This is a genomic window from Dictyobacter aurantiacus, from assembly GCF_003967515.1.
In the GTDB taxonomy this organism is placed as follows: Bacteria; Chloroflexota; Ktedonobacteria; order Ktedonobacterales; family Ktedonobacteraceae; genus Dictyobacter; species Dictyobacter aurantiacus.
Window position 1 is genome coordinate 5,133,633 of sequence record NZ_BIFQ01000001.1, and the last position, 20,276, is coordinate 5,153,908.

Sequence of the window (20,276 nt, forward strand, 5' to 3'; positions counted from 1 at the left end):
ACATGTCAGTGCAGTAATCATAAAATGACGCCGTATACGGGCTACCAATCGCGATCCAAAAAGGAGAGGGGATCATGACTGTTTCATGTCGTCTTCGTATCTTGCTTGCGCAGTTGAATCTAGAGCGGGCGCAGCAGGGGCAGTCGGCTCTCAGCCTGCGGCGCCTGGCTCAAGAGAGCGGCGTCTCTCAAAGCGTGCTTGTCTCGCTGCATACCGGGCGTAGCCAGCGTATCGATTACGCGACCATTGATCGCTTGCTCTCCTATTTTAACCTTTTTATGCCCGTCACAATCGATGATTTATTGACCTGGGAGCCAGAAGTCGAGACGAACCGGGGGCATACCCTCCCGGCGGCCTTGCTTATGTGAGGCTTTTTTGAGATATAGAGGAGTGACTTCACCATGGCGGTACGTGATCTAATCTATTATGGAAATCCGCTGTTGCGGCAGAAGGCGAAGAAGATCCATCGCTTCGATGCTTCGTTGCCCAGGCTGGCTCAGGATATGTTTGAAACGATGCACGCCAATAACGGTGCGGGCCTGGCTGCGCCGCAGATCGCGCTATCTATCCGCTTCTTCGTGGTCGAACTGACCGATCCGGAGACCGAGAAGCATTATAAGGTGGCGATGGCCAATCCAGATATCGTCAAGTCCGAGGGCGAGCAGATCGGCCTGGATGGCTGTCTGAGCATCCCTGGCTACTATGGTGTCAACGTGCGGCGCGCGAACCGCGTGGTGGTCAAGGGCCAGGATGTGCGCGGTAAGCCTATGCGCGTCGATGCTCAGGGCTATTTTGCCTGGGCCTTGCAGCATGAGATCGATCACCTGGACGGGATTCTCTATCTTGATCTGTTAGAGCGGCCAGAGGATCTGCGCGAGATAGCTTCGAGCGAGGTTGAAGAGGCGCCCACCGCGCGTTCGTAGCGCGCTGGTGTGGACGAATCGAAAGGATTGATGTCATGCGGCCGATACGTGGAGTGTTGCTAGATATTGATGGTGTGCTACACGTAAGCATGCAACCCTTGCCTGGCGCCGCCGAGGTGTTACGCTGGCTAGAGGTGCAGGGTTACGCCACCTGTTTCGTCAGCAATACGACGACGATGGCGCGCGCCACGCTGGCCCGGCAGCTGCAGCGGATCGGCCTGCCGGTCTCTGAGCAGCGCATGGTCACGGCCCCGGTGGCGGCGGCGCAATATATCCGTCAGCATTTTCCCGGCAAGCGCTGCTGGCTTCTGACCAAAGGCGATACGGCGGCTGATTTCGCGGGTATCGAACTGGTGGAACATGATGCCGAGGTGGTGGTGATCGGCGGCGCCGAAGAGTTGCTGACCTATGAAGCGATGAACGAGGCGTTCCGCTGCATCATGGCCGGGGCTCCCTTGCTGGCCCTGCATAAGAATATGTACTGGAAGACAAAACATGGCCTGCAGCTGGATAGCGGACCCTTTGTGCGGGCGCTGGAGATCGCTAGCGGGAAGGAGGCGATTGTGCTCGGCAAGCCTACGGCCGCCTTCTTTGAGCAGGCGCTGCGTGCCATCGGCTGCGCGGCTAACGAGACCGTGATGGTCGGTGATGATATCGAGAATGACGTTGGAGGAGCTCAGAAAGACGGGCTACGTGGCATACTGGTCTGCACCGGCAAGCACCGGGCTGACTCTCCATTGCTGGAGCATGTTCAGCCAGAGGCAATTCTGCCCGCGCTGGCCGACCTTCCACAATGGCTGCAAAAGCAGTCCTGATGTGTTGCCGTGGCTTTATTGAGTGCGCGGTCTTGCGCGCCTCAGCCTTGTCTGGCGGGGTGCGCCGAAAAAAAAGCGAAGCGATGAAAGATGCGTTCGCCCAGCGGCTTGCGTGGTGTCTGACCAACCACTGCCGGTGCATCCGTATTCCACACCTGCTCGTGTAGCGAGATCACCTCTTCTACCTGTTTTTGAACAGACTCGGGGAGCAACTCAGAGACCAGCGACAATGTAACAACGGTGGCCGCGTCAACCTCGATCCGATTTAACGTAACATCGCTGCTGATTGCCAGGTCCCGTTCAAGACTTGCCCTGGTATCATCCAACTGTCGCCGAATGCGCTCTAATCGTTGTGATTGTGTTTCTACCATAGCAAAACGCTTCCTCCTCAATCTCGAAATGCGTGGCGTATCTCTTATAAAGTATACGTTTAAAAAGCGAATTTGGATAGCGCTTCCCATCCATGACCCTGAGTCTTCGTACCCGCGATGCTCACACGTCCGTTGTGTGTTGGTGCCTGGGGGCGCATTAGCGCCCCTTCAAGTATAGGTTTTCAAGGCTTTGCCCCTTGAACCCGCTTGTGCCGCCTGACGGCGGCACAAGGAGAGGGAAAATCAGGGGACACCCCTGAAACCCCGCCATGGGCTGCCGCCCCTGGACCCCGCTCCAAAAAACCTATACCTGTAAGGCATTAGCGCCCCCAGGCACCAACACACAAAATCGATGCGACCACCCAAAGATTTCTGTCTGGTTAGTCCGGCAGGGGCGCCCCTGCGCCCCACATACACCGACACACAAAACTAATGCGGCCCCCTAAAGATCTCTGCCCGGTTAGTCCGGCAGGGGCGCATTAGCGCCCCACATACACCAACACACAAAACCGATGCGGTCACCCCAAGACCTTTGTCTGATTAGTCCGGCAGGGGCGCATTAGCGCCCCAGGCACCAACACACAAAACTGATGCGGTCACCCCAAGATCTCTGTCTGGTTAGTCCGGCAGGGGCGCATTAGCGCCCCTGCCGGACTAACCAAAAAAACAGCGCGTCCGCGTAGCGGACGCGCGTGTGGGGGCGCTCGCACCCACGTCCCTCTTCTAGAGGTTTCAGGTGCTGACTCGCAATAGTATACTATTAGCGAAACAAAATAGAAGGATACACGCTACAGCTATGTTGGAAAAAATCTCTCTGGGCATCTTTTATCCAGGCACCAGTGTCATTCATCGCCTGCAGGCCCGTACCAAAGTGTTGATGATCGCCTGGCTGATCGGGACCTTACTGATCGCCAACCATCGGCAGTGGCACTTTATCCCTTATATCGTGGCGATCGCGCTGATGCTTGCGGGCGTGCTCATCTCTGGCATCTCGCTACGGGACTTTGGGAAGCGGCTCTGGTTTCTGGTGTTGATCGTTTTTTCGAGTCTGTTCATCTCGATTTTCGGCGCGGTCGGCGAGAGTCGGGTAATCTGGAGCCTGGGACCCTGGCGGCCCGGCTACGCGAGTCTGAAACAGGATCTGTTGTGGCTGTGTGTCGCTTCGCTGGTCTTTTTTGTGCTGGCCCTGCTGCCACCATTGCGCGGCTGGCGTAAGCGCCATTTCTGGTTGCGCTTCCCGCACCGGCTAGCGCTGCTGGCTGTGCTCGGCTCCTTGCTGTTTTTCTGGCTCACCAATGGCTATGCCGCCAATCGCCCCATGCAGGTTGGACCGCTGATCATTACCCAGCAGGGGGCCTGGCTGACGGTCGTTACCTTTGTGGCCTTCTGTGTGCTCTTTATCTCATCCACCCTGCTTACTATGACGACGCGGCCCGTCGCGCTGATCGAGGGCCTGACCCTGCTACTCGCGCCGCTGCGCCGCCTGAAGTTGCCCGTGGATGATTTCGCTCTCATGCTCCTGCTGGCTCTGCGCTTCATCCCTACCTTGCTGGAAGAGGCGGATCAACTCATGAAGGCCCAGGCCGCGCGGGGCGCCGATATCATGCATGGGACGGCGCGTGAGCGCTTCCAGAGCCTGGCCATGTTCTTTGTGCCTCTGGTGCAGGGGGTGCTGCGCCGTGCCTCCGAACTGGCTACCGCCCTTGACGCTCGTGGCTACCAGAGCGACGGGCAGCGCACCCTGCTGTATGAACAACCCCTTGGTCGCCTGGACTACCTGGCCCTCGGCCTCGTCATCCTTGTCACCACCGTCCCCCTTTTCCTGCCGTAGGTGCCGGGCTTGCTCGTTCCTCTATATCTCCTGTCTATCCTGCTCATCCCTTAGCTTCTCGATCAGCAAGCGGACCGCGTGGCCATCTTCAATGGCGGCCAGCACTTGCCGTGCATGGGGGAGAAATGCGCGCCCCACCTCACTCAGGCGGATACCGCTGGAGAGGCGCTCAAACAGCGGCACTCCCAGTTTACGCTCCAGCAACTCAATCCGCCGGCTGATGGCCGGTTGCGACAGGTGCATCGCCTCGGCTGCCTTCGTGCAGCTCCCGACCAGCTGAATGGTCATAAATGCTTCGATCTCGCTCAATTCCATGCCATCAGTATAACTGATGGCGATGATAAGTTCCATCTATTGGACATATGGGCACGGCCCACTTATACTTGTGCTGTGCCCGTGGCAGGCTTTCTATGTGAAAATGATCAGTAAGAGGGTTGTCTGACATTCAGAAAGGACAAACAGTATGATCGCCGTTATCTTCGAAGTCTTTCCCAGGAACGAGCGCAAGCAAGAATACCTCGATATCGCCGCGCACTTGCGGCCTTATCTTGCTGATATCGATGGATTTATCTCAATTGAGCGTTTTGAAAGCCTCACCAATCCCGGAAAGATTCTCTCGCTCTCCTACTGGAGAGACGAGGAGGCAATTGCGCGATGGCGGCAACTCGGTGCACATCGGGCCGCTCAGAGCAAGGGACGCCAGTCTATCTTTCAGGACTACCGCCTGAGAATCGCCGGGGTTGTGCGCGATTATGGCATGTTCGATCGCGAACAAGCACCGGTAGACAGCCAGGCCTTTCATCACTAGTAGCTGCCCATGCGTTCCCGATGGCCAGGAAAAAGCCGAAATCGAGCGTGATGTGTTTTTCTCAACCTTGTAATCAGCGCTCAGAAGAAATCTTCACGCCATCTCAACAAATTATCAACTGCATCTCAGTTGCCATCCTGTATCATCATGTACGGGGAAAGCGCTACCGGAAATGCGGTCTGGGGGGGCTTATATTTTGCGCGTAGCGTGGGCATGGTGCAGTGTCTGTTCCGCTGCTAACCAACGCCTGTGGGGGAGATCTGCTTGTTTGGTGCACAGGCACAGATCTCGCTTTCACAGTTTGGAGGCAAACTCTGCGGCCAGGTCTGCCTGTCAGCAGCCTTGCTGCCAGAAGTTTCTGGTGAACAGCCTGCCAACCGGATGTTTCCATTGCAATTCTCGCAATGCGGAATCCGCTCAGGCGGATTCAAGTGGGTCCTTGTACTCCTGAAAGGACTTCGCTCTGGGGGAACAAAAAAGGGGGGTCATGCGACCCTCCTTTTTGTCGTTTTCCTTGCTGTCTGATAGAATAGCTGCCATGGCAGTAAAAACATCGTTCTCGTCATCTGAGTTTAGCCAGATCCTCGCACGCTATGATCTGGGCGCGCTGCTGGACTTCGCGCCTATCGCGCATGGATCGGTACAGACGAATTTTCTCTTGCGTACCACACAGGGACGGTTTGTGTTCAGGTATTACGAGAATCGCTCACCCGGCTCCGTCTCTTTCGAGAGCCACCTGATCCAATACCTGACGGACCAGCACTATCCCTGTCCCGCCGTCTTGCTGGACAGATACGGGGAGGCGCTCGGGGTCTACCGCGAGAAGCCGTATCTTCTGTTTACATTCGTCGAGGGCGAGCACCTCGAACAACCAGACGAGCGGCAGCGGCGGCAACTTATTCAGCGGGTCGCTCAATTGCAGCGTATCACCAGGGACTACCAGCCTGTCAACAAGGACGAGCGCCTGAACTATACCGTTGAGAATTGCCGTGCACTGGCTCGGCAGCAGGCGCGGCGCATCGGCACCGCTAACGCACGTCAGAAGCTGGCGTGGTTCGAGCGCGTCCTCTCACGGCTCTCGCTGCCACCCTCGCTGCCGCTGGGCATCTGTCACTGTGACTTCCACTTCTCAAACATCCTCTTTAAGGACGGTGAGTTCGCTGCCCTGCTCGACTTTGACGATGCCAACTACACCTTCCTGACCTACGATCTCGCCACCCTGATCAATCCGTTTCTCCCCACCTTTGACTGGCACAGCTGGTCTGACTTCCAGCCGGGTGACAACATCCTCGATTTCAGCGCCGCCCGCTGGACTGTGCGCGAGTATGAGCGCTACCGCCCCCTTCATCCCTCTGAAAAGCAGTACCTTTTTGACGTCTTCCAGTTGAGCATCATGTTTGACTGTATCTGGTACTTTGAACGCGGCCCGGCCAGCGCTTTCTTCGAGAAACGCAAGATCGACGCCCTCGATGCCTTCGGCCGAGACGCCTTTTACCTGCACCTTTTTGGATAGGCACGCTAATCCACAGACGTAGTTGTCCGGTATCTTCCCTCATCCAGGTTATAATAGTGATTCTTATTACAGGTGAATGTGGTGCGAGATTCACTTTCTAGCGACTGGCGCAAAATTGAATAGAAATCGGGAAAAATGCCCATTGACGGAATATGTGCATAACGGTTATCCTTCTTCCTAGAACAAAATTTCTTTGCGGATCTATAAATCCAGTAAAAGGAACAAAGTGCGTCAGCGAAACGGCACTATAGATAGTATTCATGTAAAAAAGTTTGTTATAAAACTTTAAAAGGAAAAAAGATCATGCTGCGTTTCTTCTGTATGCTGCGCGGAGATGCGTATCATCCCTGTTTTCGATTCCTCGGCTTGCTACCCCTGCTTGGCGCGCTGATCATGCTTACCGCCTGTGGCGCGAACACAGATCAGACGTATACCGGTGGTGACAGCAAAACCATTAAGCCATCTCCGACCATGCTGGCGCCGGCGGCTGTATTAAAGGGTGTCTTTAAATCGATCCATATGATTACGATCACTGATGGCTGGGCGGTGAGCCAGTCCGTGCCGGGCTCGGGCAGCTATACTATTTTGCGCACCCGCGATGGCGGCGTTCACTGGCAGGCGATGCTGGACTGCGTATCGACGCAGGGGCAGGGCAAGGGATTTATCGCTCCCTGTTCCACTGATTTCCACTCGGCGACTGTAGCGACCGTGATGGCTCCGCAGTATAACGAGAAGACGCAAGCCTCCAGTTCTCTCATCTATCATACCAGTGATGGCGGCATGACCTGGCGGAGCTCGACCATTAGCGCGAGCAGCCTGGAAGCCCCTCCGGTATTTGTAGATGGGCAGCACGGCTGGTTCCTGGGGACCGACCATTTCCCCGGACGCGATCCTGGTAGCGCCTATATCGGCGGCCAGATCGCCCTCTACCGCACCTTCGATGGTGGACAGCACTGGCAGCGGGTCGTCAGCGGCCCTTCTACCTCGCAGTTGCCCACGACCAGCGACGATGCCTATGGCCTAGCGCCACTGACCGCCAATGCTCGGCTGCAATTTAGCTCGTCTCAGATCGGCTGGCTGGCCGGCAACACATACCAGAATGGCAACAACAGCCAGGGCTGGCTGTATGTCACCCATGACGCCGGCAGCAGCTGGCATCCCGTCCCGCTCCCCGGCAAAAGCACGGCAGTAACCTTCATAAGCCCACCCACTTTCTTTAGCGAGCAGAACGGTCTGCTACTGGCCTCCGCCAGTGGTCCAGCTCCAGCCTATACACCTGAAACACGGTTCTACACAACCAGCGATGGTGGTCAGAGCTGGCAGTGGAATGGAGCCAGCTCACAGCTTCAGCCGATAAACGAGAGCGTCGCGGATCTCCAGCATGCCTGGAGCCTGGGGGATAACAGCAATGATCATCTTCTCTATGCCACCTCTGATGGCGGCAAGAACTGGCAGAAGCACGCTCTACCGGCTCAGTTTAACCGCTATGGCCCGGTGTCCTTTGCCACAGCTCAAGCTGGTTGGATGATCGGTATGCATATCACCCATATGAGCTTTCCCGAAACCGGCGGCGGACTGCGCCCAGGGGATATCAGCGTGCTGCTGCGAACCAGCGATGGCGGTCAGAGCTGGCAGTGGAATGGAGCCAGCTCACAGCTTCAGCCGATAAACGAGAGCGTCGCGGATCTCCAGCATGCCTGGAGCCTGGGGGATAACAGCAATGATCATCTTCTCTATGCCACCTCTGATGGCGGCAAGAACTGGCAGAAGCACGCTCTACCGGCTCAGTTTAACCGCTATGGCCCGGTGTCCTTTGCCACAGCTCAAGCTGGTTGGATGATCGCTATGCATATCACCCATATGAGCTTTCCCGAACCCGGCGGCGGACTGCACCCAGGGGATATCAGCGTGCTGCTGCGAACCATCGATGGCGGCCAGAGCTGGCACGAGGTATCGCGCGCGAAGATTTAAGTGGATCACCGCGATTTATCTTGAGTGCAGAGGTGCCGTACAAAGGAAGGTGGCATCGATTTGAACGCGAAAAGCTGAGGCGCAGGACGTATGGTAGAATGAGGCGCGACACCAATTCATCAAGAAGGAAATTGTTATGATTGACACCACACGCCTCACACAAATTCTGCGTTTTCTGGAAATCATCGATCAGTTCAAGGCCATTTATCGCGCTAACTATCTGAGCTCACAAAACAGGCACGAGAACGATGCCGAGCATACCTGGCATATGGCGATGTTCGCCCTGCTTCTGCACAAAGAATTGAGCATAGAGGTGGATATCGAGCATACCCTCAAGCTGATTTTAACGCATGACCTGGTAGAGATCTACGCGGGTGATACACCTGCTTTTGATGTTGCTGGAAATCTTGATAGAGAGGAGCGCGAGGAGCAGGCCGCCCAGGCGTTATTCGCGCAGTTGCCTGAGGATCTGGGCACGCAGGTCCATGACTGGTGGAGAGAGTTCGAAGCGTGCACGACACCTGAAGCCAGGTATGCGCGCGCTGTCGACAAGCTGCAGTCGTTTGCTCAGAATATTTTCTCCCAGGGGCGCAATTGGCGCGAGAATGGCGTTTCCGCTGAGAGAAGCCGTGTTTTAAATGGAGCCGCGCGCCAGTTCGATCCAGCCCTGACCGAGGCCTTTGAGCTGCTCTACCAGCGTGGAGTCGAGGAAAATTGCTACGCGTCTTTGTAGACCCTTAGGATTGGATTTCCGTTGGAAAGGGTTAAATTTTAAATTTTATTTACAATTACCTGTGCGTTTATTGAGATTTTCCCTTTATACTTGGCTCATACAAGGAAATCATCCCTTCCTCCACACATGCTGCATTGCACAGCTCTGTGCAATGCAGCATCCAGATATGAATGGACTCCCAATTTAAGGAGATAGATTGAGCCATGGCTGATATCGCTGATGCTTCAACAGTATCGCCAATCGATACGACGTTGCCGCAGAGCAAGACGGAGATGCCGCGTCTCTGGAACCGCGTCGCGCTGGCGGCGGTTCTATTGCTTGCGGTGTTTATGGACTTTTTTCAATTGGGTCAGAATGGGTATGGGAACGCGTACTATGCCGCAGGCGTACGTAGTATGGCGGATAGCTGGCACAATTTCTTTTTCGTTTCCTTCGATCCCGGTGGATTCGTGACGATCGATAAACCGCCGCTGGGCTTCTGGCTGCAGACGTTGAGTACGAAGATCTTTGGCTTTACGCCGTTCAGTATCTTTTTGCCGCAGGCGTTGTGTGGCGTGCTGGCGGTCTGGCTGCTCTACGCCCTGGTGAAGCGCCACTTCGGGGCGGTCGCGGGACTGCTGGCCGGGCTGGCGCTGGCCATTACGCCGATCAGCGTGGTGACCAATCGCAATAATACTATCGATGGCACGCTGGCCCTGGTCCTGCTGCTGGCCGCGTGGGCGGTGATCCATGCCGCTGAAAGCGGCAAGCTGCGCTGGCTGCTGCTGTGCGCCGTATTTGTTGGTGTTGGCTTCAATGTAAAGATGGCCGAGGCCTATCTGGTGGTGCCGGCTCTGGGCCTGGCCTATCTGCTGTGCGCTCCTCGTCCGCTGTGGACGCGCATCTGGCATCTGGCGCTGGCCTTGCTGGTGATGCTGCTGCTCTCCCTCTCGTGGGCCCTGGCGGTGGATCTGACTCCGGCGTCGCAGCGTCCCTACGTTGGCTCGACGCAAGATAATTCAGAGCTGAGCCTGGCCTTTGGCTACAACGGTCTGAACCGTCTGCACATTGGCGGCAATAACGGCTTTGGTGGTCGCAATCGCAATGGCAATCCGTTTAATCAGAACACGCAGCGCCCCAATACAACCGGAGGCGGGCAGAATAGCACGGCCGCTCAACAATCTCCCCTGCCCGGTGGCGGCAATAACAATGGTAACACCGTTCCAGGCAATAATGGAACAGGTGGCACTGGCCCCGGCAACATTGGTAGCGGTAATGGCTTTGGCCGCAATGGCAATGTCGGTGGCAACGGCAATGCGGCGCGCCAGTTCGCGGGCGGCGCGGGTGGCTTCCAGACGGGTGCAGCCGGACCGTTCCGCCTCTTTAGCGCTACGCTGGGTGGGCAGATCGGCTGGCTGCTGCCGTTTGCGCTGGTGGCCATCGTGGCCCTGGCGGTGCAGCGCCGCTGGCGTCTGCAGGTAGATAATCAACAGCTGGCGATGGTGTTGTGGGGGATGTGGCTGCTGGCGATGGCGATTTTCTTTTCGATCGATGGCTCTTTCCATCAGTACTACATGACCGAGATGGCGCCTGGACTGAGCGCCCTGGTCGGTATCGGGGTGGTGGTGATGTGGCAGGCCTATCGCGGCCACGGCTGGAATGGCTGGCTGCTGCCGATCGCGCTGGGACTGACCGCGGTGGCGCAGCTGTATATGCTGGCCAGCTATCCTTCCTGGTATCAGTGGCTCAGCCCCATCATTGGCGTGCTGGCCGTGGTTGGCATCGGCCTCCTGGTTTTGCTGCGCCTGCCGTGGCGCTTACAGTTCGACCTGCCGCGTGTGCGTATCGCGGGCGGCGCGGTGGCGCTTGGCCTGCTGGCCCTGTTGATCGCTCCCACCATCTGGTCCGGCTACTCTGTAATCCGCAACACCGAGTCGTCGGCCCCGACCGCTGGACCCAGCGCGCAGGTTGCTTTTGCCCTTCCAGGTAGAAACAATGTGGCTGGTGGGAACAATGCGGCGCGCGCGGCCCGCAATAATCTGGTCAACGCCTTCCAGGGCGGCTTCGGTGATGGTGGAAACGCGGACCCGGCTCTGATCTCTTTCCTTGAGTCTCACCAGGGCAACACAAAATTTCTGGTAGCCACGCCAAGCTCCCAGACGGCTGATTCGATCATCCTATCCACCAACAAGCCGGTGATGGCACTGGGTGGCTTTAGCGGTGGCGATCCCATCCTGACTACCAGTGACCTGCAGAACCTGATCCATAATGGGACCGTGCGCTACTTCTGGCTGGGAGGGGCTCGCGGTGGTGGCCAGTTTAATATCAATCAACTGCCGGAGCAGTTCCGCCAGTTTTTCGCCAATGGCGCCCCCGGTGGCTTCGGCCGTCAGAACCAGGCTACCACCTGGGTTACCAGCCATTGTAGCGTCGTCCCCGCCAGCTCATGGCAGTCGGGCGGCTCTACGAACAACCAGGGAGCCAACCAGCTCTACGACTGCGGCACCCCGCAATCGTAATTGACATACATCCTCTCTTTCAGAAGAAAAGAGCGGCAGGTCAGCGTGGCCCTGCCGCTCCTCTCCCTTTTAGCCTTCCCTGGATGCGACCGTAGGTGCAGGAATCGCCCTCCATATGCTGAACGCAACGAGACGGACACGCCTCAAAAAACACAAAATACCATCAAAATCCAAACGAACCCCGGACATGAACACCCCCGAACATGAAATGCCCCTTCAAAACGAAACGCCCCTGTAGGGACCTTCAACGGTCGACTGGGCCGCCAGCGACGGCGGCCCCGGTACCCCCACGCTCCCGCCTCTCCTGGTATACACGCCGGCCCACGTGGTACCGGCACGCAACCTCGCGCACACGTACCCAAAAGCTCACCTGGGGCGAGTTCGTTATTGCCAGATCGTGTCCATCTCCCATACGTCCATCTGGTGAAGGGTGGCTTCGCCGCCGCTGGCGAAGAGGCTCAGATTGAGTTGCTGGGGAGCCGAATGGTAGAAACGCTCGGTCAGACAGGCGCGGCCATCGATGAAAACCTCCAGCACCGAGCCGTCCAGAAAGATGCGCAGCGTATGGCGGCCGATGACGAGCGAATATTGTTCAGCCTCCTGTGCGGTGTGGCCGTTGTTAGCCTCGATGTTCAGTCCCATTTCCTGCAGACTGATCGCGATGCTCTCCTCGGGATAGGCGCTGTCCCGCAGGATCAGTCCGCAGCTGGAGGCGGTCTGGCTATCGATATCGAGGTTGATCTCCAGGGCGTTGCTGAATAGCTGCTCAACCACGGTCTGCTGGCCTGTAATCGTTTGGGGTTCGACCGTGTGCCGCCTGAGACGGAGCTGCTCGATCTCGGAGGCCGGCTCGATGCCGAGCGTGCCCCCCGGTTGCAGCGAGAGGATGCGTGGCAGCGACATGGCCCCGGCCCAGCCGGCCTGCAGCAGATCGGTGTCGTCGCGTCCCTCGCGCAGCCAGCCGAACATCAGACGCCGTCCCTGGTCATCGCGCATGGACTGCGGGGCGTAGAAGTGCCGCCCGCCATCCAGCAGACCCTGGCTCTCGGGCGTAAAGGTAAAGTTTTGATAACTACCGATAAAGTAATAGACCAGGCCATCGGGGATCGATGAGACGGTCAGGAGGTGCTTGTCGCCGAGGGGAAAGAAGTCGGGACATTCCCACATGGTGCCGCTTTCGTCTTTGTTGCCCACGCATAGCGGCTGCAGGTATTCCCACCGCAGCAGGTCGGGCGAGCGATAGAGCAGGGCGGCGCCACCGACGCCTTTAAATCCCGAGCCGATCACCTGGTACCACATCTCGCCTTCCTGCCAGACGCAGTGGTCGCGGAACTCGACGATATCCAGCTCGGCCGGCCAGTCAGCCACGACCGGATTGCCGGCGTATTTGTGCCACGTGCGCAAATCGTCATCCTGACTCGTTGCGACACAGGGAAGCTGGCGACCGTGCGCGTTGCCGCTATAGACGATGGTCGCGACGCCCTGATTGTTGACTATGCAGCCGGACCAGCAGCCGTCCTCGTCGGGTCCCCCCTCGGTGGGTGAGAGGGCGATGGGCAGATGGGTCCAGTGCAGCAGGTCCGCGCTCATGGCGTGCCCCCAGTGGATCTTACCAAACAGGGGACCATGCGGATGATACTGATAGAAGAGGTGGTAGTTGCCCTTCCACTGCACCAGTCCATTGGGGTCGTTCATCCAGTTGGAGGGGGCCTGGAAGTGATAGGCCGTACGATGGTGATCGGTCAAGTGTTTTCTTTGCATGTATGTCGTCATCCTTGGCTGCGAGATAGATTTACAGAGTGCTAGCGATAGGGCTCGGCCGCAATCAATCACAGCATAGCGTCAAAAGTGCTACTTGTCCATAATTATTTTTACCCTTGAGGTCGGGCAAATTTGGTAATGGCGTTTTTCAATCTGGTATAGTAAAGGGGGTAGGTAATCTTTTTCTTGTGCTATAGCATATTTCACTATGAAGTATGCCAATTTGTTGACGGCCATTTTGTAGGTAGGTAAAATGAGTACGCATAACAACTCTAATTATGGCCTGCTGATAAATTAGTGTAAACAGTGATGCATGCCTTTAAGTTATTTAAATTGAGGAGGCAAATTTGCCCGGTGTGCGCATTTTGAAGTACATAAAAAAGAATACCTATGGAGTGGCGGCCGCCGCCATTATCGTGTTTGCGGTCGGCTTGCGACTCACTCTGATAGCCTTGCACTGGCCGCCTACCAATGGCGATGAAGGCGTGATGGCCACCATGGCTTATAACATCGCGTATCGTGGTGAGCATCCGACGATTTTTTATGGGCAGAATTATATGGGGGTGCTGGAGGCTTATCTGGGCGCCCTGTTTTTTCACATCTTTGGTGGCCCTTCACTGACCGCCCTGCGCCTGGGGGTCGTGCTGATGGTGGGGCTCTTTTTCGTCTGCATGTACTGGTTGACCAGTCTGCTCTTCTCAAAAAAGCTGGCCCTGGTGACGCTGGGCCTGTTGAGCGTTGGCTCTATCCCGTACCTGACGCGTCAGACCATCGCCACCGGTGGTTCTTCACAAACACTCCTCTTTGGTTCGCTGGCCTTTCTTATCGCGGCATGGCTGGCCCGGACCTATCAACGGCACGCCACGGTCCGTACGCGGCTGCGGCGCCTGCCCCTCTATGGAGCGTTCGGCCTGGTGGCGGGACTGGGCATGTGGAGCGACATGATCGTGCTGCCATTTCTGGCTATGGCTGGCCTGCTGATCCTCGTTTTCTGCTGGCGTGAACTGCTGATCTGGGGCGGCTGGCTGCTGGCCGGTGTGGGCGCCCTTGTCGGTCTCTACCCATCGCTCTTGTTTAGCATGAACCGGGGATTGAATCCTTTTATAACCCTCTTCAACCTGGTACAGGGAACGGGATACGATCCGACGGCGTCGCTGGGACTCTGGCACAACACCGTGGAGACCGTGCAGGTGACCATTCCGACCGCGACGGGCTTCCCTTTTTGCCCGGTGATCGAGTATCCGTTCCTGGGAGATAATACGCCTCGTACCTTGCAGTGCGGCATTATCCATACCGCCTGGGGTGGCGGCTATCTCTTGCTGATCCTGACGGCGTTGATCTTTACCCTCCTGCTCTTGCAGCGCGTGATTCGGTATAGACAGGAGGTGACCGCCGAGGAGCGCCATCACCTGCTGGTGAGCCGCATCGCGCAGTTGCTGATGATCGGCGCCGCGATCGGCGTGATCGTCGTCTTCATTCGCAGTACCGGCCCCTTCAATCAGCCGGGCTATCATGCACGCTACTTCGTTGGCCTGTTGATTATCTTGCCAGCGCTGCTTGATCCCCTGTGGAGTGCCGCCAGCAAACTGCATCCGCAGGCTCTCTGGCAGCGCGTGCGTACCTATTTTTGCCGCGCCATCCTGGCTATTGTGGCGCTTATCCTGATCATTGGTACGGTAATCGCCTTTAGCGAGGTGCCCAATGCGCAGACCTTCAATGCTCAGCGCAGCGACCTGGCGGCGCAGCTGGAGCACCTCGGGGTCAAGCATGTGTATACGGATTATTGGACCTGCTACAGCCTGGTTTTTGCCAGTCAGGAACGGGTCATTTGTGGCGTGATCAACCACCATCTCAATCCCTCGCACAACCGCTATCCGCCGTTCTATACCGCCGTTCATCAGGATAAGGCCGCCTCCTGGATGTGCCCTAAAGATCCCAATATGACCACAACCGAATATGACTGCCTCGACTGGTTGAATAAACGCATGGCGAAGCAGCCGCCCGGTAAATACAAGCGCTATGACATCGACAACTATGTCCTCTACCGCTACATGCCCCAGCATTGACCCGCACCTGGCGCGCCAGGTGCCTGGGGAACGCAGGCGTCCCCACCCTGTTTTTTGAGGCGGTCGAGGGCGCATCCGCGCCCTCGACCGCCTCAAGCCTGACTGTTGAGCACCCCAAAAGAGCAGGCACCCACCTCCTTCGCCTGCTAGAACGCATGCGAGCAGACGCTCCCTACTTCACATATTGGTACCCATGCGAGCAGCCCCTACCCGCTTTACATGCTGGCATTGGTGCGAGCAGCCCCTACCCGCTTTACATGCTGGCATTGGTGCGAGCAGCCCCTACCCGCTTTATATGCTGGCATTGGTGCGAGTAGCCCCTACCCGCTTTATATGTTGGTGTATCGGGCGCGCGAATGCGCGCCCGATACACCAACATATAAAATTCGCGCGTCCGCTTGCGGACGCGCGAGTGGACGCGCTCACGCACACCACCCCCATAGCACATATATGAATAGTCCTATTTCATAGTTACATACTATACGAGTAAGCTGTTATGATGTATAGTGTATACAAGAAGAATTTTATGGTTATTTATGAATGCTCGCGCCTTCATTCTGAAAGAGGACCAGCCGGAGATTCGCGAAAATCTCATGGTGCAGCAGGGATGTTCCCCCCTTCTCCTCTTAGTGCATGTCGTGTGAGCTGGCGATCGGTAAAAAAGAGCGTTTTAGCTTTTGACAGGATGTCGATTGAAAGTGTAAATATTTATCGTTATCTATTTTACCTCTGCCTTAACCTGTCGCCGTTAAGATGCTTCCTCGACACGTTTACCGGGACGTACCAGCCGTAAGGATGTTGTTCACTATATGTGCGTGTCTGTGGTACTTATTTTTGTTATGTCAAAAGGAAATCGTCTATGGTCCTATCGAAGCGTCTATTGCCTCCTTATCGAAGACTTACGTTGACGGCCAGGTTCTCTGGCCTGTTAGTCCTTGCTGTGGTTCTTCCTCTGATTATTACGGTCGTGGCGAGTGAGTTTTCGCTGCGCCCGACGTTGATCGCGCAGGCCAGTGATCAGATGGGGACCGATGCGAGCTCGCATGCCCAGGCTATTGATGCCCTGCTGATTGCCCGGTTGCAGGATTTACAGTATATCAGCCAGTACAAGGCGATTAAGCGCTTCCTGGCGGGTGATGCTACATATCGCGACCAGGCCCTCAACGAGATGGCCGTCGGTAATCACCTGGACCCCCACTATGGCAACTGGACCCTGTTTGATGCGACCGGGAATCTGGTGCTCTCCTATCCGGGCGCCCTGGATCGTGGGCAGGATAAGATTCCGCTGCCGATGCTGGCTCGCCTGCAGAATCATAGCAATTCGTTGATCTCCGATGTGCACCTGGATACACGTACGCAGATGGCGTATGTGGACATGTATACGCTGATTACGTCTGAGCAGAATAATCTGGTGGGCTTTGGGCGCGCCACTTTCTTGCTCAATGATATCTGGACAGCGGTCAACAACGAGAATAGCGCGGCCCCCGGTAGCTATGCGATGATCCTGGATGGCAACGGTGTGCGCATCGCCTATACCAATCCCGATAAGACGTTGACGACCTTCCCCGCTCCCCTTTTCAAGCCGGTCGGTAATCTGCTGCCCGTCGTTCAGCAGCAGGTGAAAGATGAAAATCTGTATGGGAACTCGCTGAACGCGGTGCGGCCATTGGGCGATCCTTCGCTGGCAAATATGCAGCAGGATCCGAACTGGCCTGCCGCCTTTAACTTTACGCCCGCTACCAAAACTGAGGATTACCAGGCCTACCAGGTGAAGACTCACGTGGTGCCCTGGACGTATATCGTGCTGCGACCGACGAGCACGATTACCTCGGCCGCCGATCGGCAGAACCTCTATCTCTATTTGATCGCGGCTGTGGTGATGGTGATCGCGGCCCTGGTCGGTATGCTGGTTGGCCGTACCATCACACGACCGATCCTGTCGTCCGTTAATTCGCTGGTGAGCAGCAGTGAGATGCTCAATACCCTGGCGTCGCGCGAGCAGGTGACGGCGACGGAGCAGAAGTGGATCGTCGAATCGTCACAGACCGCGCTGCAGTCGGTGCAGTACTATACGGAGGCGACCAGCGTGGCGGCGCGCAAACTGGATGAGATCGGTGAAGATCTCAGGCGCAACTGGAACCGTAATGATCCTCGGCTGGCCGCGCAACGCCTGAATGAGATCCTGTCGGCAGCCCATTATATTGAAAAGGTGTCCGAACACCAGGATAAGAGTAATCAGAGTCTGGGGACGGCGATCCGCATCGCGACCCAGGTGACGGATCAGTTGATCGCGGGCGCTACCTCGGCCAGCGAGGCGTCAATCCAGCTGCAGGAAGTTATCAGACAGCTGCGTCAGGTTGTAGGAGGAAACAAATAATGGGAAGAGCAGTCATCAAGCGTTCGGGTCAACGGACCCTTGTGTGGTATCAGCTGGCGGCCGTCCTGCTCTTCTGCGGTCTGCTGCTGACCTCCTGTTCCCTCGGCGATACGGCGGGCACGGTCAATATCCCCTCCGGCAACGGTGGCAAGGATTGTACCCGCGTGGGCGTTTTTCTGCCCGATAGGACGACCTCCGATCGCTGGGAGCACAACGACCATCCTTTGCTGGAGGCGGCGATTACAAAGGCCATCCCCGGCGTGCATTTTGACTATCATAACGCCAACGGTGATAGCGACGCCCAGATGGCCCAGGCTACCACGGGTATGGAGAATGGAGATTGTATCCTGGTGGTGGCGGCCCACGATAGTATCGCCGCCTCCTCTATCGTGACCCTGGCGAAGGAGCATAATATACCGGTTATCGCCTACGACCGCCTGATTCAATCTCCTGACCTGAATTACTATATCTCTTTTGATAATATCAAAGTGGGGGTCTTGCAGGCGCAGTATATCGTCAGTCATTACCAGCAGTATCGGCGCGGCTTCCATACCAATATCACTATGATCAGTGGTTCACAGACCGATACTAACGCCCTGATGTTCAGTATCGGGGCGCATTCGGTGCTCGATCCCATGCTGGCGCAGCATACGCTATCGATCGTCAACGAGGTCTTTACTCCTGACTGGAGCAATGCGACGGCCCAGACCGAGATGGAGGCCGCGCTGGCGGATCAGAAAGATGATATCCAGGTGGCCTACGTGGCGAACGATGGTATGGCCACTACCGCTATACAGGCCCTGGATAACGCCGGCCTGTCCGGCAAGGTCCTGGTCACCGGCCAGGATGCGACCGTGGGCGGCCTGCGCAACATCTTGCAGGGTAAGCAGAACATGACCGTCTACAAGCCGATCGCCAAAGTGGCGCTGTCGGTTGGCGATCTGGTCAAGGCTCTGCACGATGGCAAAGATGTGAAGAATCTGACGCACGGAGCAATTACTTCTACCTACAATGGCGGTAAGATCCCTTCTATCCTGGATGAGCCAGTCTCCGTGGATATCCACAACATCTCCCAGACGGTGATCAAAGATGGGTATGTGAGCAAAAAGGATCTCTGCGCCGGCCTCCCGGCTGGCACCGGCAACTTCTGCTAGCCGCCCGTCGCTTCTAAGCCGGGTCAAGCCCGGCACCTGGCGCGGCCGCATTAAATTTAAAGGTGTTGCAGCAATTGCGCATTCGCGCAATTGCTGCAACACCTTTAAAAAAAGATTGGGGGCGTCAGCGCCCCCAGGCTGGCTTATGGGGCGCATCCCGCCAGGGATTATTCTTGTGGCTGCTTGCGCAGGAAGACTTCGGCGGCCGGGTAGACAACCTCAATCTCGCTGAGCTCCTGGGCGTGGTCAATATGATCAAAGATGCGCAGGAGGATGCTCGCCTCATCGATCTCTTCCTGGCGTTGCAGCAGGGGTTTGGTGATGCGATGATCGTCTGAGCCAGAATACACATACAGCGGGCAGCGAACCTCACCCGGATTGACGATTGGCCAGGAGACCGTGGCCTGCCAGCAGGCCATCAGCGCGGGTAGCGAACGTTCCTCGACCCAGCGTACGTCTTCGTTATCCAGGCCGAGCTCCCGCAGAGTCCCATCCTGCTGAGCCTTGTAGAGTACCTGTAGCTCCGATACGATCTGGTTGATGCGCTCTTCAAAGTAGACGCGACCAAAGAAGCTCCCGGCGGCGATGGCGCGACTGACGCGCTCAGAGCGCGCGGCGAGCTGTAGGGTCAGTGAGGCTCCAAAGGAGTGACCCCAGACCATGAACTTCTGGGCTTCACAGGCGTCAGCGACCGCAGAAATATCCGCCAGCATCTGCTCCAGACGATAGGCGCTGACGCTTGTTGGCTTGTCGCTCTCGCCAATGCCCCGGCGATCCATCGTCACCACGCGAAAATGCTGGCTCAGGCGCTCAACATAGCCCAGCTCATGCCAGATCTGACGCGCCTCGTCAAATCCCTGTAGCAGAATCAGGAGCGGGCCCTCTCCCTGTGCATCGTAGGCAATCTTTATTCCATCAGTCGCGGTAAGAAACATCCGTTTTTGCTCCATTTCCACATCAAACATATGTAAATGTATCCTCTCGTAGTATATCATGGGCAACCGACAACCACATAATTCCTCCCTCCTCTCTCGAATGTTGACATATTCTGTTTTCACGCCTCATTTATCCGCCCGAACGCCTGCTTTTCCACTCACCTGCGATGCTCAATCGTTGTTGTTGATGATCATGCAAGCAAGGGCTCATCAGCGCCCTGTTCGCACCATCACCACCAACAAATGCGACCGCACATGCGTCTCATGAGCTGATACTGAGCAGGCAGGTGCGAAGCGCAGCAATCTATTACAGGATGGTGCAGCAGGGGCGCCGCGGCGCCCCTGCTGCACCATCCAAAAACAAACCAGTGCGGCCGCGCATGCGGACGCCCGAGCGGGGGCGCTCACGTACCCCACACAGCAACATCCCCGCACACACGCGGGAATTCTTCTATTCATCTGCTTATTTGCGTTTTATCTTTAATGCTTTTCGCGTTTTTTTGGACAAAAATGGCATTTA

16 protein-coding genes are annotated in these 20,276 nt (G+C 56.6%); 12 read left to right on the forward strand and 4 right to left on the reverse strand.

Going from position 1 to position 20,276, the window contains the following annotated elements; genetic code table 11:
• Positions 1 to 74: 74 nt before the first annotated feature.
• From KTT_RS20585 to KTT_RS20595, 3 genes are read left to right on the forward strand one after another with little or no spacing between them, the layout of a single operon-like run.
• Positions 75 to 368 carry a helix-turn-helix domain-containing protein gene (locus KTT_RS20585; protein ID WP_126597776.1) on the forward strand — a complete coding sequence of 98 codons (294 nt, stop codon included), beginning with the start codon at positions 75 to 77 and terminating at the stop codon, positions 366 to 368.
• Between the two features lie 33 nt (positions 369 to 401).
• Positions 402 to 923, forward strand: coding sequence for a peptide deformylase (gene def, locus KTT_RS20590; RefSeq protein ID WP_126597777.1), 522 nt, complete (start codon positions 402 to 404; stop codon positions 921 to 923).
• 35 nt (positions 924 to 958) lie between these two features.
• Positions 959 to 1,738: a TIGR01458 family HAD-type hydrolase gene (locus tag KTT_RS20595; protein WP_218030943.1), complete on the forward strand. Its 780-nt coding sequence runs from the start codon at positions 959 to 961 to the stop codon at positions 1,736 to 1,738.
• Between the two features lie 41 nt (positions 1,739 to 1,779).
• On the opposite strand, the gene KTT_RS20600 is transcribed toward KTT_RS20595, so the two are convergent.
• Positions 1,780 to 2,109, reverse strand: coding sequence for a hypothetical protein (locus tag KTT_RS20600; protein WP_126597778.1), 330 nt, complete (start codon positions 2,107 to 2,109; stop codon positions 1,780 to 1,782).
• Positions 2,110 to 2,905: 796 nt separating this feature from the next.
• Between KTT_RS20600 and KTT_RS20605 the strand changes: the two genes are divergently transcribed.
• Complete coding sequence (locus KTT_RS20605) at positions 2,906 to 3,940, forward strand: energy-coupling factor transporter transmembrane component T family protein (RefSeq protein WP_126597779.1); 1,035 nt, start codon at positions 2,906 to 2,908, stop codon at positions 3,938 to 3,940.
• Between the two features lie 21 nt (positions 3,941 to 3,961).
• On the opposite strand, the gene KTT_RS20610 is transcribed toward KTT_RS20605, so the two are convergent.
• The gene (locus KTT_RS20610; protein ID WP_126597780.1) at positions 3,962 to 4,291 is read right to left on the reverse strand and encodes a LysR family transcriptional regulator; all 330 of its coding nucleotides are present in this window, start codon (positions 4,289 to 4,291) and stop codon (positions 3,962 to 3,964) included.
• 112 nt (positions 4,292 to 4,403) lie between these two features.
• Between KTT_RS20610 and KTT_RS20615 the strand changes: the two genes are divergently transcribed.
• The 5 genes from KTT_RS20615 (at position 4,404) to KTT_RS20635 (ending at position 11,463) form a co-directional block, all read left to right on the forward strand.
• On the forward strand, positions 4,404 to 4,748 hold the full coding sequence (locus KTT_RS20615) for an antibiotic biosynthesis monooxygenase family protein (protein ID WP_126597781.1): 345 nt from the start codon (positions 4,404 to 4,406) through the stop codon (positions 4,746 to 4,748).
• Positions 4,749 to 5,286: 538 nt separating this feature from the next.
• The gene (locus KTT_RS20620; protein ID WP_126597782.1) at positions 5,287 to 6,261 is read left to right on the forward strand and encodes a homoserine kinase; all 975 of its coding nucleotides are present in this window, start codon (positions 5,287 to 5,289) and stop codon (positions 6,259 to 6,261) included.
• A gap of 303 nt (positions 6,262 to 6,564) precedes the next feature.
• Entirely contained in the window at positions 6,565 to 8,232 is a 1,668-nt protein-coding gene (locus KTT_RS20625) for a WD40/YVTN/BNR-like repeat-containing protein (protein ID WP_126597783.1), read from the forward strand.
• A 136-nt stretch (positions 8,233 to 8,368) separates the two neighbouring features.
• On the forward strand, positions 8,369 to 8,965 hold the full coding sequence (locus KTT_RS20630; RefSeq protein WP_126597784.1) for an HD domain-containing protein: 597 nt from the start codon (positions 8,369 to 8,371) through the stop codon (positions 8,963 to 8,965).
• A 203-nt stretch (positions 8,966 to 9,168) separates the two neighbouring features.
• Positions 9,169 to 11,463 (forward strand): glycosyltransferase family 39 protein, encoded by a 2,295-nt coding sequence (locus KTT_RS20635; protein ID WP_126597785.1) that lies wholly within the window; start codon positions 9,169 to 9,171, stop codon positions 11,461 to 11,463.
• A 384-nt stretch (positions 11,464 to 11,847) separates the two neighbouring features.
• Here the strand turns inward: KTT_RS20635 and KTT_RS20640 are convergent, their stop codons facing one another.
• Positions 11,848 to 13,224, reverse strand: a complete 1,377-nt coding sequence (locus tag KTT_RS20640) for a glycoside hydrolase family 32 protein (protein WP_160146005.1) — start codon at positions 13,222 to 13,224, stop codon at positions 11,848 to 11,850.
• A gap of 347 nt (positions 13,225 to 13,571) precedes the next feature.
• On the opposite strand from KTT_RS20640, the gene KTT_RS20645 reads away from it, so the two are divergent.
• The 3 genes from KTT_RS20645 (at position 13,572) to KTT_RS20655 (ending at position 18,821) form a co-directional block, all read left to right on the forward strand.
• Positions 13,572 to 15,290: a glycosyltransferase family protein gene (locus KTT_RS20645; protein WP_126597787.1), complete on the forward strand. Its 1,719-nt coding sequence runs from the start codon at positions 13,572 to 13,574 to the stop codon at positions 15,288 to 15,290.
• A gap of 859 nt (positions 15,291 to 16,149) precedes the next feature.
• Positions 16,150 to 17,667, forward strand: a complete 1,518-nt coding sequence (locus KTT_RS20650; RefSeq protein WP_126597788.1) for a cache domain-containing protein — start codon at positions 16,150 to 16,152, stop codon at positions 17,665 to 17,667.
• Positions 17,667 to 18,821, forward strand: a complete 1,155-nt coding sequence (locus KTT_RS20655) for a sugar ABC transporter substrate-binding protein (protein WP_126597789.1) — start codon at positions 17,667 to 17,669, stop codon at positions 18,819 to 18,821. Before KTT_RS20650 ends, KTT_RS20655 begins: the two co-directional genes overlap by 1 nt.
• 167 nt (positions 18,822 to 18,988) lie before the next feature.
• Here the strand turns inward: KTT_RS20655 and KTT_RS20660 are convergent, their stop codons facing one another.
• The gene (locus KTT_RS20660; protein ID WP_160146006.1) at positions 18,989 to 19,786 is read right to left on the reverse strand and encodes an alpha/beta fold hydrolase; all 798 of its coding nucleotides are present in this window, start codon (positions 19,784 to 19,786) and stop codon (positions 18,989 to 18,991) included.
• Positions 19,787 to 20,276 lie beyond the last annotated feature (490 nt).